The organism is Hydrogenophaga sp. (assembly GCF_041633695.1).
In the GTDB taxonomy this organism is placed as follows: Bacteria; Pseudomonadota; Gammaproteobacteria; order Burkholderiales; family Burkholderiaceae_C; genus Hydrogenophaga.
Genome location: NZ_JBFJMY010000053.1, coordinates 1 through 15785, shown reverse-complemented (window position 1 = coordinate 15785; position 15785 = coordinate 1). Strand labels below are relative to the sequence as shown.

Genomic DNA, 15785 nt, shown 5'->3' with positions numbered 1-15785 from the left:
GAAGCCATCACCGGGCTGGACCTGGTGGAGTGGCAGCTGCGCGTGGCGTCTGGCGAGCCGCTGCCGCTCAAGCAGGACCAACTGCGCATCCATGGCCACGCCATCGAAGCCCGCATTTGTGTCGAAACACCGGACAACAACTTTCTGCCCGCCACCGGCCGCCTGAACGTGTACCGCAAGCCCGCCGCCACCGCGTTCGAACGCGGCGCCGTGCGCGTGGACGACGGCGTGCGCGAGGGCGACGCGATCAGCCCGTTCTACGACTCCATGGTGGCCAAGCTCATCGTGCACGGTGCCACGCGCGAAGAAGCGCTTTCGCGCATGGACGCGGCGCTGGCCGAGACCCGCATCGTCGGCCTGTCGACCAACGTGCAGTTCTTGCGCCACGTGGTCAACAGCCCATCGTTTGCCAAAGCCGAACTCGACACCGCGCTGATCCCGCGCGAGGCCGCGTGCTTGTTCAACCAGGACAAAGTGGGCCGCGCCCTGGCCGTGGCGGCTGCGGTGGCGCAAACCCTGCTGGCCGAACGCGCCGGTGAAGGCTCCGACCCGTTCTCGCGCCGCGACGGCTGGCGCCCACACGGCTTGACCGTGCGCCGCTTCGATTTTGAATACCAGGGCGAAGGCTTTCTGGCCCACCTGAGCTATTTGCACGACGGCGGTTTGTCGCTGTCCCTGCCCGTGGCAGATGGGGTGGTGAGCGGTGTGCTGGCCTTTGACGCCTTGGCGTCTGACAGCGGTGCCCGCATCGACCTGCGCTTCAACGGCCAACGCCAGACGGTACAGACCTGGCAACAAGACGAGACCGTGCACGTGTTTTGCGCCCTGGGCGCGACCCAGATCGTGGAGATCGACGCCTTGGCACACGCCGGTGAGGCCGCCGCCGAAGGTGGGCGCCTCACCGCCCCCATGCCCGGCAAGGTGGTGTCGTTCGCGGTGAAGGCCGGTGACGCCGTCACCAAAGGCCAGGCGCTGGCGGTGATGGAGGCCATGAAGATGGAGCACACCATCGCCGCACCGGCCGACGGCACCGTGGCCGAACTGCTGTACGCCCCCGGCGACCAGGTGGCCGAAGGCGCGGAGCTGCTCAAAATAACCACGGCTTGAGGGGGTTGGCGGGCACGGCGGGGACTGCACCCCGGCGCACAGCCGCTTATGCTCGGTTCTCATGAACATCACTTTTTGCTGCACCGATACCAAGGCCGAACCCTGGCTGGCTGGCCTGCGCGCCGCTTTCCCCGACGCCCAGGTGGCGGCCTGGCAACCGGGCGCGCCGCTGGCCGATTACGCCGTGGTCTGGGCGCCGCCCCAGGCGTTTCTCGACGAACAGCAAGGCATCAAGGCCTTGTTCAACATCGGCGCCGGCGTGGACGCCTTGTTGAAATCGCGCCTGCCCGCCGGTGCGCGGGTGGTGCGGCTGGACGACGCGGGCATGTCGGTGCAGATGGCCGAATACGTGTGCCACGCGGTGATCCGCCATTTCCGCGAATTCGATGGCTACGAGGCCGATGTGGCACAGGGCAAATGGTCGTTCCGCAAGCCGCAGGATCGCGCGGATTTTCCGGTCGCGGTGTTGGGCCTGGGGGTGCTGGGCGAGCGGGTGGCCAAGTCGCTGGCCTTGTTCGATTTCCCGGTGCACGGTTGGAGCCGCAGCCCCAAGGTGGTGCCGGGTGTGCTGTGCCACGCCGGTGCCAGCGGTTTGCAAGACTGCCTGGCGGCGAGCCGCGTGCTGGTCAATCTGCTGCCGCTCACCCCCGATACCGAAAACATCCTGAACCGCGAAACACTCTCGCGCCTGTTGCCTGGGGGCTATCTGATCAACGTGGCGCGCGGCGCGCATTTGGTGGAGCAAGACCTGCTGGACTTGCTCGCATCCGGGCATCTGGCCGGCGCCACGCTGGACGTGTTCCGCACCGAACCGCTGCCCGCCGAGCATCCGTTCTGGAAACACGAGAGAATCACGGTCACACCCCACACCTCGGCGCGCACCCTGCGCCACGAAAGCATCGCCCAGATCGTGGGCAAGATCGCGGCGCTGGAGCGCGGTGAAACGGTGCCGGGCATCGTGGATGCCGCGCGGGGGTATTGACAGGCGACAGTCCCACGGACACCCACCGGGGCGACACCGACAGACCGGCCCAGCCGGTTCTGCGGTGTTTCTGAACCAGAGCCACTTCGCGGATTGCGGGGTGGGTGCGGACATTTGAACCTTTGAGCAAGGCAACCATGAAACTACCTTCCCGCGTCAAACTCGTCGAAGTCGGCCCACGCGACGGCTTGCAAAACGAAAAGCAGCCCGTGCCCGCCGCGGTCAAGATCGAACTGGTGCACCGCTTGCAGGCCGCCGGTCTGAAAGAGATCGAGGTCACCAGCTATGTGTCGCCCAAATGGATACCGCAGATGGCCGACAACCACGAGGTCATGAGCGGCATGCAGCGCCAGAGCGGCGTGCGCTATTCGGTGCTCACGCCCAACCTCAAGGGCTTTGAAGCCGCGCTGCAAGACAAGCCCGATGAGATCGTGGTCTTTGCCGCCGCCAGCGAGGCGTTCAGCCAGAAGAACATCAACTGCTCCATTGCCGAGAGCATCGAGCGCTTTGTGCCCGTGGTCGAGGCGGCTCGCGCGGCGGGCATTTACGTGCGCGGCGCCATGAGCTGCACCGTGGGTTGCCCCTACGAGGGCGATATCGCGCCCGAGCGCGTGGCCTATCTGGCCGGTCTCATGAAGAACCTGGGCGTGCAGCACGTGGGCGTGGCCGACACCATTGGCGTGGGCACGCCGCGCAAGACGCAGGCGGCCATGGAGGCCACCTTGAAGCACTTTGACCTGGCCGATGTGTCGGGCCACTACCACGACACCTACGGGCAGGCGCTGAGCAATACGCTGGCGGTGCTGGAAATGGGCGTCTGGCAGTTCGATGCGTCGGTGGCCGGCCTGGGCGGCTGCCCGTACGCCAAAGGCGCGACCGGCAACGTCGCCACCGAAGACGTGGTCTACATGCTGCACGGCATGGGCATCGAAACCGGCATCGACCTGGATCAGCTGATCGACGCCGGTGCCTACATCAGCGAACAGCTGGGCCGCCCATCGGGTTCGCGCGTGGCGCGGGCGGTGCTGGCCAAACGCGTGGCTTGAAAAGGGGATAGACCATGGAATGGCATGTCTGGCTCGCGTATTTCGCCGCGTCCTGGGTGATCGCGGTCTCGCCCGGCTCGGGCGCCGTGCTGTCCATGGCGCACGGCCTGGCCTACGGCGTGAAAGAAGCGCGCTGGACCATCATGGGCCTGCAACTGGGGCTGACCGTCATCTTGCTCATCGCCGGGGCGGGGGTGGGTGCTTTGTTGCTGGCTTCGGCCAGCGCCTTTCTGGTGGTCAAGGTCCTGGGTGCGACCTACTTGATCTGGCTGGGCTGGAAACAATGGCGTGCGCCGGTGGACGTCCTACCGTTGCCCGCCGAGTACGCCACGCCAACGAGCGCAGCGGGCGCCGCTGCACGCGGTGTGCCCACGCCGCGCGAGCGGGTGCTGACCGGCTTTCTGACCAACGTCACCAACCCCAAGGGCATTGTGTTCATGGTGGCGGTGTTGCCGCAGTTCATAGATCCCCACCGTTCGCTGGGCGTGCAACTGCTGGTGTTGTTGCTCACCACCTTGTTCACCGATGTGGTGGTCATGCACGGCTATGCGTTCCTGGCCTCGCGTGCCCAGCGCTGGCTGGCCACGGCGCGGGCCCGGCGCACCCAGAACCGCATTTTTGGCGGCGTGCTGGTGGCCATGGGCACCAGCCTGTTGCTGGTGAAACGCGCGGTCGGCTAGGAGCCTGCGCGGCAGAAGGCGTCGAGAGCGAAAATCGCCCCCAGCGAGGACAGTTTTTGCCGGATTTGCAGCCCCATAGCCCGGCTATGGGGCAAAAAGACGGTAAAAAATGGACCGCTGCGGGCGATTTGCAGCCGACGCTTCTTCTGCCGCGCAGGCTCCTAGGGCAACACCAGCCGACGGCCCTACTGCACAAAGCCCATGCTGCGCGCCTCGCGCACTTCGGGCTTGATGCGGTGTTCGGCCTCCAGCTGGGCCAGGAATTCCGCTGCGCCCAGCGGCTCGCCCAGTATCTCGACCTGGCGCTTCACCGCCGCAAAATCGCCCGGGCACAGCTGGTCGAGCCGCGCCAGACGATGCACCGCGTCGGCGTCGAGCGCGGTGGCGTCACCGTCCAGCGCTTCGACCACAAACATGCGCTGGCGCTGCTCGGGCTTCAAGGGCTGGAACTGGATCTTGAAGGTGAAGCGGCGCAAGGCCGCCTGGTCCAGGCTGTCGATCAAATTGGTGGTGCAGACAAAAATGCCGGCAAAACGCTCCATGCCTTGCAGCATTTCGTTGACCTCGGTGACCTCGTAGGTGCGCTGCGCGCCACGGCGGTCGCGCAGAAAACTGTCGGCCTCGTCCAGCAACAACACCGCCTTTTCGGCCTCGGCCTCGCGGAACATGGCCGCCATGTGCTGTTCGGTCTCGCCCACGAATTTGCTCATCAAATCGCTGGCCTGGCGCACCATGAGCGGGCGCTCCAGCTGCTGCGCCAGGTGTTCGGCCAGCGCGGTCTTGCCGGTACCGGGCGCGCCATAAAAACACAGGGTGCCGTGGCCGCGCGCCTTGAGCGCGCTCACCACGCGCGGCAGCTCGTAGCGCGAGACCACGTTGAGCATGTCCAGGCTGTACTGGGTGACGGCGGGCCGCGATACGGCGTCGGGCTGGCGCCCCAGCGCCTGGTCGGCGTTGCGCAGCTGGCGCTCGATCAATTGGTCCAGATCGGGCACCGGCGTCGTGGTTTTGGCGCTGCGCCGTTTGGCCGACTTCTGCGGCGCGCCGGCCAGTTGTGCGAAGCGCACAGCGGTGCGGATTTGAGCCGGCGTGAGGCCTTTGCGCTCGGTCAGCCGGGCCACCAGGGTGTCGCTCACCGGCACGCCTTCCAGCGCCTTGCGCACCAGTTGTTCGCGCGCCCCCGGTGGCGGGCTTTTGAGTTCCAGGTGATAGGCAAAGCGGCGGCGGAACGCCGGGTCTATCTGTTCGATGCGGTTGGTGACCCAGATCGTGGGTATGGCATTGGATTCGAGAATCTGGTTCACCCAGGCCTTGCCGCTCACGCTGGCGCTGTGCACCGGTGCGCTCACCTGTTCGGCGCGCGCCATGTAGTGCGCCGCTTCGCTGGAGATGGGCGGGAACACGTCCTCCACCTCGTCGAACAGTAGAGCGGAGTGCGCCGTGCCCTTCAGGAACACCTGCGCGATCTGCAGCGAGCGGTAGCGGTCGCGGCCCGACAGCGCGTTGCCGTCGCGGTCGGCGTATTCCACTTCAAACAGCTCCAGCCCAGCGGCCTGTGCCACCACCCGCGCCAACTCGGTCTTGCCGGTGCCGGGCGGGCCGTAGAGCAGCACGTTCACGCCCGGCTCTTTGCGCGCCACCGCTTCGCGCAGCAGGGCGCGCAGCAAGGCCACGTCTTGCGCCACAAAATCAAAATCCTTTTCCTCCAGCGCCGAGCGCAACGCCGGGCGGGTAAAGACCGCCATCAGTTCGCTCTGGCTGCGGTATTCGCGCATCAGCACCGGCGGCAGCTGCTCGCTGACCTTCATCAGGTCGGCCAGGTCGGTGATGTTCTGCTCGGAGATCAGGTTCTCGACCATGCCGATGCGCTCCAGGCGCGAGCCCACGCGCAAGGCTTCGCCCACTTCGCTGGCCTTGACGCCGGCGACGTCGGCGATGGCGGCGTAGGCCTCGGGCGCGTTGTTGACCTTGAACTCCACCAGGATGGAGCGCAGGTCGCGCTGGTAGCGCGCCAGCGTGCCGTAGAGCAAGAGCGCACGTTCGGCGCGGTTGAGTTGCAGCAGCCCAGCCAGAGCGTCGATGTTTTTCTCCACCAGCGTGGACTGCTTTTTCAGCGCCTGGGCCAGCCAATCGCCGGTGGCGGTGAGCACCGAGAGCAGGTCTTTGGGCGACTCCTTGGCGTATTCGTCCATGTAGAAAAAGAGCGTGCCTTCTTCATAAGGCCCGCGCCAGACGCCGTAGCGCTCCATGAACGCGCTCAGCGAGAGCTGGTCGTGCCCGCTCCAGAGTTCGTTGTCGCGGCAGCGGCGCTCGAGAAATTCGCGCAGGCGTTGCAACACGGTCTGGGGCCAGACCAGGTGGCGCCCGGCCAGCGAAAGCAAGGTGTTGAGGTCGCGCCGCACATTGAAGCGCGGACCCTGGCGGGCGGCCAGGGTGAGCACGAAGTGCGAGCACATGAGCTCCAGCACCGGCGCCTGGCGCAGGCCGGGCGGCACGAACACGCGCGCCTCCAGCGCCCCATGCAATCGGGCTTCGCGGCTTTCTCGATGCTCCTGGACAGGTCCGGTGATCGGCCCTGCCAACGGCAGCATGCGCTTGCTCATTCGGTCACCTCCTGCACAAAGTGCGTGACGCCAGCCAGACGGGTCCGGCTTTGATCGGGACCATAACCCAGCTTCATGATTCATGGAAGAGATTGATATTGACCATGTGTGGCGTTTGTCGGGCTTTACCCCAGCACCGCACGACCAGCGGTCGGATCACAATCGCGGCATGCTTGAAAAACACCACGTCGACGCCGCCGCGCAACGCCTGCAAGGGCAGGTGCTGAACACCCCCTTCGTGGAGTCGCGCACCATCTCGCAGCTCACCGGCTGTCAGGTCTTTCTCAAATTCGAGAATTTGCAGTACACCGCCTCGTTCAAGGAGCGGGGGGCGTGCAACAAGCTGTCTCAACTCACGCCCGAAGAGCGGGCGCGTGGCGTGGTGGCCATGAGCGCGGGCAACCACGCCCAGGGCGTGGCCTACCACGCGCAGCGCCTGGGCCTGCGCGCGGTGATCGTGATGCCGCGCTTCACCCCCGGCGTGAAGGTGGAGCGCACCCGTGGCTTTGGCGCCGAGGTGGTGTTGCACGGCGACACGCTGGAAGAGTCGCGGGCCCATGCGCGCACGCTGGCCGAACGCGAAGGCCTGGTGTTCGTGCACCCTTACGACGACGAAGCCATCGTGGCCGGGCAAGGCACGGTGGCGCTGGAAATGCTGGCCGTGCAGCCCGACCTGGAGGTGCTGGTGGTCGGTGTCGGTGGCGGCGGACTGCTGGCGGGCATGGCCACCGCTGCGCGCGCCATCAGCCCCGGCATCGAGATCTTCGGCGTGCAGGTGGAGCGCTTTCCCGCCATGTACAACGCCATCAAGGGCACCCATTTTCCGCAGGGCAACAGCACCATCGCCGAAGGCATGGCGGTGGGCACACCGGGACAGATCCCGCAGGCCATCATCGCGGCCAAGGTGAACGACATGCTGCTGGTGGACGAAGGCGACATCGAGCAGGCCATCGTGATGCTGCTGGAAATCGAGAAAACGCTGGTTGAAGGCGCGGGCGCCGCCGGCCTGGCCGCGCTCATCAAACACCCCGAACGTTTTGCAGGCAAAAAGGTGGGGCTGGTGCTGTGCGGCGGCAACATCGACCCGATGCTGCTGGCCTCCATCATCGAGCGCGGCATGGTGCGCGCCGGGCGCCTGGCGCGCATCCAAGTGAGCGCACGCGATGTGCCGGGCAACCTGGCGCTCATCACCGCCACCGTGGCCGAAGCGGGCGCCAACGTGGACGAGGTGCACCACCAGCGCGCGTTCACCCTGCTGGCGGCGCAGAACGTGTCGATCGAAATGGTGCTGCAGACGCGTGGCCGCGAACACATCCTGCAAGTGATCGAAAAGCTGCAGGCGGCGGGCTTCGAAACCGTGCGGCTCTGAGGCGTTTCGACCAGCGGCCTCTTCTGCATCTGCCGCGATCTTGGGGCAATCTGAGGCGTTCTCGGTATTTTTGTACCCATCCTGTGCGATCTCGCACACTTGGTTGACGCAGCGCCCGGGCCTCTGCCATCATGTAAGCGTGTGTGAACCGCTATTGGAGAACCGACATGAACATGAACGCCCTATGGGATTCGCTGCAGAACACGTTAGGTGCCCACATTCCCCAGCTGTTTGGTGCACTGCTCATCTTCGTGCTGGGCTGGTTCGCCGCCGTGGTCGTGCGTGCTCTGGCGCGCAAAAGCCTGGGCTTTCTGGGTGTGAACCACCGATTTGGCAAACTCACCGGCAAAGGTGTGGACATTGAAGGGGCGGTAGGCCTGGGCCTGTTCTGGCTGGTGATCCTGCTCACCCTGGCCGCGGTGTTCAATTCGCTCGACCTGGCGCTGGTGTCCGAACCTTTCGCCGCGCTCACCACCCAGCTGTTTGAATACGCGCCCCGCTTGCTGGGCGGACTGGTCATTGCCCTTGTGGCCTGGCTGGCCGCCAGCGTGGTGCGCGCCGTGGCGCAGCGCCTGCTCGACCACAGCACGCTGGACGAAAAACTGTCCGAACACGCCGGCATGGAACCCATCAGCGCGGGTCTGGCGAACGCCTTGTTCTGGCTGGTGATCCTGCTGTTCGTGCCCGCCGTGCTGGGCGCCTTGCAAATGGATGGCCTGCTCGATCCGCTGCGCGACATGATCGCCAAAACCCTGGACATGCTGCCCAACGCCGTGGCGGCCCTGGTGATCGGTGGCGTGGGCTGGATCGTGGCCACGGTGCTGCGCAAGCTCACCAGCAACCTCAGCCGCAGCGCCGGTGTGGACAACTTGGGCGGCAAGGCCGGTCTGGCCGACACGGTGCACCTGTCCAACGTGCTGGGCATGCTGGTGTTCGTGGCGGTGTTCCTGCCTTCGCTCATCGCCGCGCTCGACGCACTCAAGATCGAAGCCATTTCCAAGCCCGCCACCGACATGCTGGGCATGATCATGGCGTCGGTGCCGCACATCATCGCAGCCGGCCTGATCCTGCTCATCACCTGGCTGGTTGCGTCCTTCGCCGCCAAGCTGCTGGCCAGCCTGCTGGCCACGCTGGGCTTTGACACCTTGCCTGCCCACATCGGCCTGGCCCACGCGTTCGAGAAAACCAGCGCCTCCACCGCCGTGGGCCGCGTCGCGCTGTTCTTCGCCATGCTGTTCGCCACGGTCGAAGCGGCGGCGCAGCTCGGCTTTGGCCAGGTCAGCGACATCGTGTCCACCTTCATCCGCTTTGGCGCCGACATCCTGCTCGGCTCGGCCATCCTGGTGATCGGCTTCTGGCTGGCCAACGTGGCCTACGACGCCATCGACCGCGCCAGCGGCCCCAGCTCCAAGGGCCTGGCCCGCATTGGCCGCTTCGCCATCCTGGCGCTGGTGATCGCCATGGGCCTGCGCGCCATGGGCATCGCCGACGACATCGTCAACCTCGCCTTTGGCCTCACCCTGGGCGCCGTCGCGGTGGCCGTGGCCCTGGCTTTTGGCCTGGGAGGACGAGAGGCCGCTGGCAAGCTGACCGAACACTGGCTGGGCAAACTGCGTGGCAAAGACTGAGCCCGCAGCCGCCGTGTCGCAAGCACCAGGCAGCGCCATGGACGCCGAGCGCCTGCAAGCCCTGCTGCGCGACTGGTTTGCGCCCTGGGTGCAGGCGCTGGGGCTGCAGGTGCAAGGATTTGGCGAAGGCGAAGTCACGCTGCGCCTGCCGCAAAACCCGCAGCTCAGCCGCGTTGGTGGCATGGTCTGCGGGCAGGCCATGATGTCGGCCGCCGACACCGCCATGGTGCTGGCCATCGTCACCCAGTTGGGCGATCAGCGGCCCATGACCACGGTGCAGCTGAACACCAGTTTCCTCAAGCCACTGTCGGGCCAGGACGCGCTGGTCACCGCCCGCGTGATCCGGGCCGGCAAGAGCCTGGTGTTTGGCGAGATCGACATCGTCGGCGCCCAGGACGGCAAGAGCGTTTGCCGCGCCAGCACCACTTACGCCCTGCTCTGATCGGCAGCAAGAGATCGCCGATCGGCTTCTGCCCTTAAAATCGGGGCCATACACGACCCATTTCCGGAGAAAAGCATGTCCCACCCCGCATCCGACAACCACAGCGACCAACCACAAGACGTGGTGGAATCCATCGTTCCCTTGATGCCCATCGTGTTGCCGGTGGCCGGCGGCGTGCTGATTTTCCTGCTGGCTTTCATCGCCGTGTTCATGGCCTGAAGCCCCCCGCGCTCCCCGATCGGCCGAACGCCCGCCAGGGCCTTCGGCCTTTTTCACGCCTGCCAGCGGTCGGCCACCATTCACGAGCGACATGCGGCACCCCCAACCTCTTGATCCATGCATTAGGTTATGCGTGTTTTGCATGTAACTAGTTGGTAACTCGCAAGGGGCTTTCATAAAATCGTGGTCATGGGCGGCTCGCCCGGCAAACCCCGGGTCCACCGACCCGCTGTTTGGCCCCACCCGCTGCAACGCGATCCGCACCGCAGCCACGCGCCGACCCCCTATTTTGCAAAAGGGACCTCCAGACCGCTGCGGTTGTCACGCGCTGTGACCACCACAGCGGTCGCTGTTCTTGTTGCCCGCCGATTTTCAATTTCCGGAGTGCTTTTTCATGAATTCTCCCGCGATGCAGGGCCTCAATCTGAACGTGCCCGCTTACGTCAAACTCGCCCGTTTGATCGCCTGGGTGGCCGACATGGCCGCACTGTGCAAGCCCGACACCATTTACTGGTGCGACGGCAGCGACGAGGAATACAACCGCCTGTGCCAACAGTTGGTGGACGCGGGCACCTTCAAGAAACTGAACCCGGCCAAACGCGCCAACAGCTTTCTGGCCTGCTCCGACCCGTCCGACGTGGCGCGGGTGGAAGACCGCACCTACATCTGCTCCGAAAAGAAGGAAGATGCCGGCCCCACCAACAACTGGATGGCCCCCAACGAGATGCGCCAGACCTTGCAGCCGCTGTTTGACGGTTGCATGAAAGGCCGCACCATGTACGTGGTGCCCTTCAGCATGGGCCCGCTGGGCTCGCACATCGCCCACATCGGCATCGAATTGACCGACAGCGCCTATGTGGCGGTGAACCAGAAGCTGATGACCCGCATGGGCCGTGCCGTGTTCGATGTGCTCGGCACCGACGGCGCTTTCGTGCCCTGCATGCACACCGTGGGCGCACCGCTGGCAGAAGGCGAAAAGGACAGCAGCAGCTGGCCTTGCAACCCCAAGACCAAATACATCGTGCACTACCCGGAAACGCGCGAAATCTGGAGCTACGGTTCGGGTTACGGTGGCAACGCCTTGCTGGGCAAAAAGTGCCTGGCGCTGCGCATCGCCTCGAACATGGGGCGCGACCAGGGCTGGCTGGCCGAGCACATGCTGATCCTGGGCGTGACCAACCCCCAAGGCAAAAAGTACCACGTGGCGGCGGCCTTCCCCAGCGCCTGCGGCAAGACCAATTTCTCCATGCTGGTGCCGCCCGAAAGCGCGTTCGCCGGCTGGAGCGTCACCACCATCGGTGACGACATCGCCTGGATCAAACCGAACGCCGACGGCAAGCTGCTGGCCATCAACCCGGAAGCCGGTTATTTCGGCGTGGCGCCGGGCACCAACATGCACACCAACCCCAACTGCATGCGCTCGCTCGACCAGGGCGTGATCTTCACCAACGTCGCGCTCACCGACGACGGTGACGTGTGGTGGGAAGGCATGGAGAAGGACACCGGCCAGCTCCCGGCCCACCTGATCGACTGGCAGGGCAAGGACTGGACGCCGCAAATCGCCAAGGAGACCGGTGCCAAAGCGGCCCACCCCAACTCGCGCTTCACCGTGGCGGCCACCAACAACCCGGCTCTGGACCCCCAGTGGGACAACCCCGAAGGCGTGGTGATCGACGCCTTCATCTTCGGCGGCCGCCGCTCCACCACCGTGCCGCTGGTGACCGAAGCCCGCACCTGGACCGAAGGCGTGTACATGGCCGCCACCATGGGGTCCGAGACCACCGCCGCCGCCTTTGGCGCGCAAGGCGTGGTGCGCCGCGACCCCTTCGCCATGCTGCCCTTCTGCGGCTACAACATGAGCGACTACTTCCAGCACTGGCTGGACATGGAGCACAAGCTCAGCAGCCAGGGCCACGCCCTGCCCAAGATCTTCTGCGTGAACTGGTTCCGCAAGAATGCCGAAGGCAAGTTCGTCTGGCCTGGCTACGGCGAGAACATGCGCGTGCTCAAGTGGATGATCGACCGCCTGGAAGGCCAAGCCCAGGGCGAAGAAACCGCCTTCGGCACCGCGCCCAGCTACAACGAACTCAACTGGACCGGCCTGGACTTCAGCCCCGAGCAGTTCAAGACCGTGACCCAGATCGACAAGTCGGCCTGGGTGGAAGAGCTCAAGCTGCACGCCAGCCACTTCGAGCAACTGGCCTACCACCTGCCCGCCGCGCTGGTGGACACCAAGGCAGAACTGGAAAAACGCATGGCGGTCTGACCGCCGCGCACAAAAAAAGCCACCGGACACCGGTGGCTTTTTTTTTGAGCCCCCGGCGAGCCGTGGGGCTTTGAGCGTCGGGCTCAGATGTAGTAATAGTTCGCCGAGCGGGCGCGGCTGGCGGCGAGGTGGGACAGGTAGTTTTCCCAGGCCGATGTGGCAGGTGCCACACCCGTTTCAATGCCCAGCGGCGCCAGTGCCTCGCTGTAGCTCTGTGGCTCGCTCGTGACCAGCTGCTCAGCGCGGTCGCGGGCACATGCCAGCTCGGCCATCACACGGGGGTCGGTTTTCGCCAGGTCCATCAGGCGCTGATCGGCGCGCGATTCGGCAATCGATTGCGACCAGCTGTCCAGTGCACCCAGGGCGCGGCTGGCCAGGTTGCGGGCCGTATCGGCAAACAGCGCCAGAGCGGCAAACACCACCACCCACAGGGACACCCACAACAGGAACAATTGGCCATCGACCCAGGTGTTGATCAGGTGATCGGCCAGCACCGCCAAAGCAGCCACCACGGCGGCCAGCATGAGTGCGGCTAGACTGCGGCTGCCATCAAAGCCGCGACGCGCCCGGTCGGAGCCGGAAGCGGTAGAGGGCGCCAGGTTGGGACGACCGAGCAAATTCGCGGCAACTGCCGGGGAGGGGGAAACGATGCTGTTCATGTGGAACTCCTGCAAAAAGTCTTTTGGACAGGTGAATACTAGGGTAAACCCGATGTATGCGCCAGTTTATTTTTGTGATGTATTACATTCACACCAATGATGAATGATTTGAACTTCCGCACCCTGGACCTCAACCTCCTGCGGGTTTTTGACGAGGTCATGGCCGAGCGCAACCTCACGCGCGCGGCGCACAACCTGGCCATGACGCAGCCGGCGGTGAGCAACGCGCTCAAACGCCTGCGCGAAGTGCTGGGCGACGAGTTGCTGCGGCGCGCGGGCTACGGCGTGGAGCCCACGGCCAAGGCGCTGGCGATCTGGCCCACGGTGCGCGATGCCTTGCACCAGTTGCGCACCTCGCTGGCCCCGGGCTTGTTCGATCCGGCTAGCGCCCGCAACACCTTTGTGCTGACCATGGCCGACGCCACCGCCGCCAAGCTCATCCCAGGCCTGGTGGACATCCTCGAAACCGAGGCGCCGGGAGTGAACCTGCGCGTGCTGCCCCTGACCACGCGCGACCCGCGCCAGCTGCTGGAGTCCGGTTCGGCCGACTTGGCGGTCGGGCATTTCCCCGGTGTGCTGGCCGAACTGGGCGCGACACACCTGCAAGAGTCCAGCCCCCGGTTCTTGCACCAGCGCCTGTACGACGGCGAATACGTGGTGGTGATGCGGCGCGGCCACCCCCTGGCCAACCAGCCCCTGAGCCTGGACGCGTATTGCAATGCGCGCCACCTGCTGGTGAGTTTTTCGGGGCGGCCCTTTGGTTTTGTCGACGAAGCCCTGGCTGCCTGTTCGCGCCAACGCCGGGTGGTGCTCACGGTGAACCAGTTTTTCACCGCCGGCCGTGTGGTGGCCAGCACCGACCTGCTCACCGTGCTGCCACGCCATTTTGTGGGTGCCACCGGCATGGAAAACGAGCTCTCGCTGAGCGACTTGCCGCTGGCCGTGCCCTCGGTGCACGTGGACGCCGTCTGGCACCGCCAGGCCTCGCACAGCAGCACCCACCGCTGGTTGCGCCAGGGGGTGGAGCGCGCCGCCAACCTGTGCTTCGGCCGAGGCGACGCGACCAGCGGCGTGGTGCCCGCGGCATGAAACTGCAACTGCTCAGCGACCTGCACCTGGAAGCCAACCCCGGCTTCGTCGCCCAACCCGCGCCGGACGCCGACATGCTGATCCTGGCCGGCGATATCGGCTCCTACCAGACCCGGCGCGACGGCAGCGTGTTCGACGAACCCGACTGGGGCTTGCAACGCTTTTCCCCGCTCGCGTCCTACGCCGCCTGGCCGGTGCCGGTGGTGTTCGTGCCCGGCAACCACGAGTACGACGGATTGGACGTGGACCAGGTGCACGCGGGCTTGCGCGCGGCCTGCGACCGCCTGGGCATTCGGTGGCTGGAGCGCGAGGTGCTGGAGCTCGACGGCCTGCGTATGTTGGGCACCACCTTGTGGGCCGACTACGATGCCTTGGCCGATCTGCCCGCCGCAGCGCCGGCCACTGGCGCCGGGAGCGGGACCGGAGCCCACGGCAGCTTGCGCGGCAAACCCATGGCGATCCCGTCGCCCCGGTTGGACCCGCTGACCCACCGCCTGCGGCAACGGGAAAAGGCGTTTCGGGCCGCGAATTTTTACCTCAGCAAGATGGATGGTCGGCGCGGCGGGGCCTTGTTTGACGCCGCCGCCATGCGCGAACTGGCGCTGGAATGCCAGGACTGGCTGCGCCAGGCGCTGGTCCAGCCGTTTGATGGCAGCACCGTGGTGGTGACGCACTTCGCGCCCACGCTGCACAGCGCCGACCCGCGTTACGGGCTCTCGCCGGGGACGGCCGGGTTTTGCAACGCGCTCGACGAACTCCTGCCCCAGGCCGACCTCTGGCTGCACGGCCATTTGCATTGCCCACAAGACCAGCAAGTGGGCCGCTGCCGCATCGTGGCCAACCCGATGGGCTACGCCAGCAAGGGCGAACAAGCCGCCTTCGACCCCTTGCGCGTGATCGAGGTACCGGCGCCACAGCTTGCGCCAGCGCAAGCCGCCACGCGTTCAAAGCCCTACACTGAAACACGATGAACACCCGAAGGAGACCAACATGAAAATCCTGCTCGCCGTGGACGGCAGCACCTTTACCAAGAAGATGCTCGCCTACCTCACCACGCACGACGAACTGTTCGGCCCCCACAACCAGTTCACCCTGTTCACCGCGCAATCGCCGCTGCCGCCGCGCGCGCGCGCCGCGGTCGGCGCCGACATTGCCAACGGCTACTACGCCGAAGCGGCAGAGAAGGTGACGGCGCCGGTGCTCAAGTTCCTGCAGCGCCATGGCATGGAGCCGAAGGTGGTTCACAAAGTGGGTGCGCCCGGCGAGCTGATCGCCAAAACCGCCAGCGCCGGCAAGTTCGACCTGGTGATGATGGGTTCACACGGCCATGGCGCCCTGGGCAATCTGGTCATGGGCTCGGTGGCCACCCAGGTGTTGGCGCACTGCAAAACGCCGGTCTTGCTGGTGCGCTGAGTCCGCGCAAACGCGGTGCTACGCCGTGGCGGGCCGCAAATGCTGCACCGCCGCCTGGCGCAAGGCTTTGCTCAGATCGTCCAGCACGTCCGAACTCAGGTTCCAGCAATGCCAGTGCAAGGCCACGCTGAGCCGGTGGCGTGGCGCCAGATTGACCAGTTGGCCGCTGCTCAAGTGTTCGCGCACCCGCAGTTCGGGCAGCACGCTCACACCCCAACCGGCCTGGACCGCGCGCAACTGCCCTTCGGATGAGGGCACAAACATGTGCTTGAGCATGACCCG

15 protein-coding genes are annotated in these 15785 nt (G+C 65.7%); 12 read left to right on the top strand and 3 right to left on the bottom strand.

The window, feature by feature from the left end; translation table 11 throughout:
- The 4 genes from ABYB95_RS05315 to ABYB95_RS05300 form a co-directional block, all read left to right on the top strand.
- Positions 1-1107, top strand: a 1107-nt coding sequence (locus ABYB95_RS05315) for a biotin/lipoyl-containing protein (protein ID WP_372657415.1), incomplete at its 5' end; no start/stop codon positions are given.
- Positions 1108-1168: 61 nt separating this feature from the next.
- Positions 1169-2089 carry a 2-hydroxyacid dehydrogenase gene (locus tag ABYB95_RS05310; RefSeq protein ID WP_372657414.1) on the top strand — a complete coding sequence of 307 codons (921 nt, stop codon included), beginning with the start codon at positions 1169-1171 and terminating at the stop codon, positions 2087-2089.
- A gap of 137 nt (positions 2090-2226) precedes the next feature.
- Positions 2227-3135 carry a hydroxymethylglutaryl-CoA lyase gene (locus ABYB95_RS05305; RefSeq protein WP_372657413.1) on the top strand — a complete coding sequence of 303 codons (909 nt, stop codon included), beginning with the start codon at positions 2227-2229 and terminating at the stop codon, positions 3133-3135.
- A 14-nt stretch (positions 3136-3149) separates the two neighbouring features.
- Positions 3150-3815, top strand: a complete 666-nt coding sequence (locus tag ABYB95_RS05300) for a LysE family translocator (protein WP_372657412.1) — start codon at positions 3150-3152, stop codon at positions 3813-3815.
- 185 nt (positions 3816-4000) lie between these two features.
- Here the strand turns inward: ABYB95_RS05300 and ABYB95_RS05295 are convergent, their stop codons facing one another.
- Positions 4001-6271 carry an ATP-binding protein gene (locus ABYB95_RS05295; RefSeq protein WP_372657416.1) on the bottom strand — a complete coding sequence of 757 codons (2271 nt, stop codon included), beginning with the start codon at positions 6269-6271 and terminating at the stop codon, positions 4001-4003.
- 229 nt (positions 6272-6500) lie between these two features.
- On the opposite strand from ABYB95_RS05295, the gene ABYB95_RS05290 reads away from it, so the two are divergent.
- From ABYB95_RS05290 to ABYB95_RS05270, 5 genes are all read left to right on the top strand, one after another.
- Entirely contained in the window at positions 6501-7787 is a 1287-nt protein-coding gene (locus tag ABYB95_RS05290) for a threonine ammonia-lyase (RefSeq protein WP_372657411.1), read from the top strand.
- 167 nt (positions 7788-7954) lie between these two features.
- Positions 7955-9415 (top strand): mechanosensitive ion channel, encoded by a 1461-nt coding sequence (locus ABYB95_RS05285; protein ID WP_372657410.1) that lies wholly within the window; start codon positions 7955-7957, stop codon positions 9413-9415.
- 13 nt (positions 9416-9428) lie between these two features.
- Complete coding sequence (locus ABYB95_RS05280) at positions 9429-9857, top strand: PaaI family thioesterase (protein WP_372657409.1); 429 nt, start codon at positions 9429-9431, stop codon at positions 9855-9857.
- A 75-nt stretch (positions 9858-9932) separates the two neighbouring features.
- Entirely contained in the window at positions 9933-10076 is a 144-nt protein-coding gene (locus tag ABYB95_RS05275; protein ID WP_372657408.1) for a hypothetical protein, read from the top strand.
- Positions 10077-10470: 394 nt separating this feature from the next.
- Positions 10471-12342: a phosphoenolpyruvate carboxykinase (GTP) gene (locus ABYB95_RS05270; RefSeq protein WP_372657407.1), complete on the top strand. Its 1872-nt coding sequence runs from the start codon at positions 10471-10473 to the stop codon at positions 12340-12342.
- 83 nt (positions 12343-12425) lie between these two features.
- Here the strand turns inward: ABYB95_RS05270 and ABYB95_RS05265 are convergent, their stop codons facing one another.
- Positions 12426-13001 (bottom strand): hypothetical protein, encoded by a 576-nt coding sequence (locus ABYB95_RS05265; RefSeq protein ID WP_372657406.1) that lies wholly within the window; start codon positions 12999-13001, stop codon positions 12426-12428.
- 99 nt (positions 13002-13100) lie between these two features.
- Here ABYB95_RS05265 and ABYB95_RS05260 point away from each other — a divergent pair, with 99 nt between their 5' ends.
- Genes ABYB95_RS05260 through ABYB95_RS05250 form a run of 3 tightly spaced genes read left to right on the top strand, consistent with a single transcriptional unit; the run spans position 13101 to position 15503 of the window.
- Positions 13101-14090, top strand: a complete 990-nt coding sequence (locus ABYB95_RS05260; protein ID WP_372657405.1) for a LysR family transcriptional regulator — start codon at positions 13101-13103, stop codon at positions 14088-14090.
- Positions 14087-15061 (top strand): metallophosphoesterase, encoded by a 975-nt coding sequence (locus tag ABYB95_RS05255; protein WP_372657404.1) that lies wholly within the window; start codon positions 14087-14089, stop codon positions 15059-15061. Before ABYB95_RS05260 ends, ABYB95_RS05255 begins: the two co-directional genes overlap by 4 nt.
- Positions 15062-15080: 19 nt before the next feature.
- Positions 15081-15503, top strand: coding sequence for a universal stress protein (locus ABYB95_RS05250; protein WP_372657403.1), 423 nt, complete (start codon positions 15081-15083; stop codon positions 15501-15503).
- 18 nt (positions 15504-15521) lie between these two features.
- Here the strand turns inward: ABYB95_RS05250 and ABYB95_RS05245 are convergent.
- On the bottom strand, positions 15522-15785 hold a 264-nt coding region (locus ABYB95_RS05245; RefSeq protein ID WP_372657402.1), incomplete at its 5' end, for a LysR substrate-binding domain-containing protein.

Bases quoted from the DNA above. Each gene is read 5' to 3' on its own strand.
- ABYB95_RS05250 (WP_372657403.1), top strand. From the start codon at position 15,081: ATGAAAATCCTGCTCGCCGTGGACGGCAGCACCTTTACCAAGAAGATG.
- ABYB95_RS05275 (WP_372657408.1), top strand. From the start codon at position 9,933: ATGTCCCACCCCGCATCCGACAACCACAGCGACCAACCACAAGACGTG.
- ABYB95_RS05255 (WP_372657404.1), top strand. From the start codon at position 14,087: ATGAAACTGCAACTGCTCAGCGACCTGCACCTGGAAGCCAACCCCGGC.
- ABYB95_RS05300 (WP_372657412.1), top strand. From the start codon at position 3,150: ATGGAATGGCATGTCTGGCTCGCGTATTTCGCCGCGTCCTGGGTGATC.
- ABYB95_RS05270 (WP_372657407.1), top strand. From the start codon at position 10,471: ATGAATTCTCCCGCGATGCAGGGCCTCAATCTGAACGTGCCCGCTTAC.
- ABYB95_RS05285 (WP_372657410.1), top strand. From the start codon at position 7,955: ATGAACATGAACGCCCTATGGGATTCGCTGCAGAACACGTTAGGTGCC.
- ABYB95_RS05260 (WP_372657405.1), top strand. From the start codon at position 13,101: ATGAATGATTTGAACTTCCGCACCCTGGACCTCAACCTCCTGCGGGTT.
- ABYB95_RS05305 (WP_372657413.1), top strand. From the start codon at position 2,227: ATGAAACTACCTTCCCGCGTCAAACTCGTCGAAGTCGGCCCACGCGAC.
- ABYB95_RS05265 (WP_372657406.1), bottom strand. From the start codon at position 13,001: ATGAACAGCATCGTTTCCCCCTCCCCGGCAGTTGCCGCGAATTTGCTC.
- ABYB95_RS05310 (WP_372657414.1), top strand. From the start codon at position 1,169: ATGAACATCACTTTTTGCTGCACCGATACCAAGGCCGAACCCTGGCTG.
- ABYB95_RS05290 (WP_372657411.1), top strand. From the start codon at position 6,501: ATGGAAGAGATTGATATTGACCATGTGTGGCGTTTGTCGGGCTTTACC.
- ABYB95_RS05295 (WP_372657416.1), bottom strand. From the start codon at position 6,271: ATGTGCTCGCACTTCGTGCTCACCCTGGCCGCCCGCCAGGGTCCGCGC.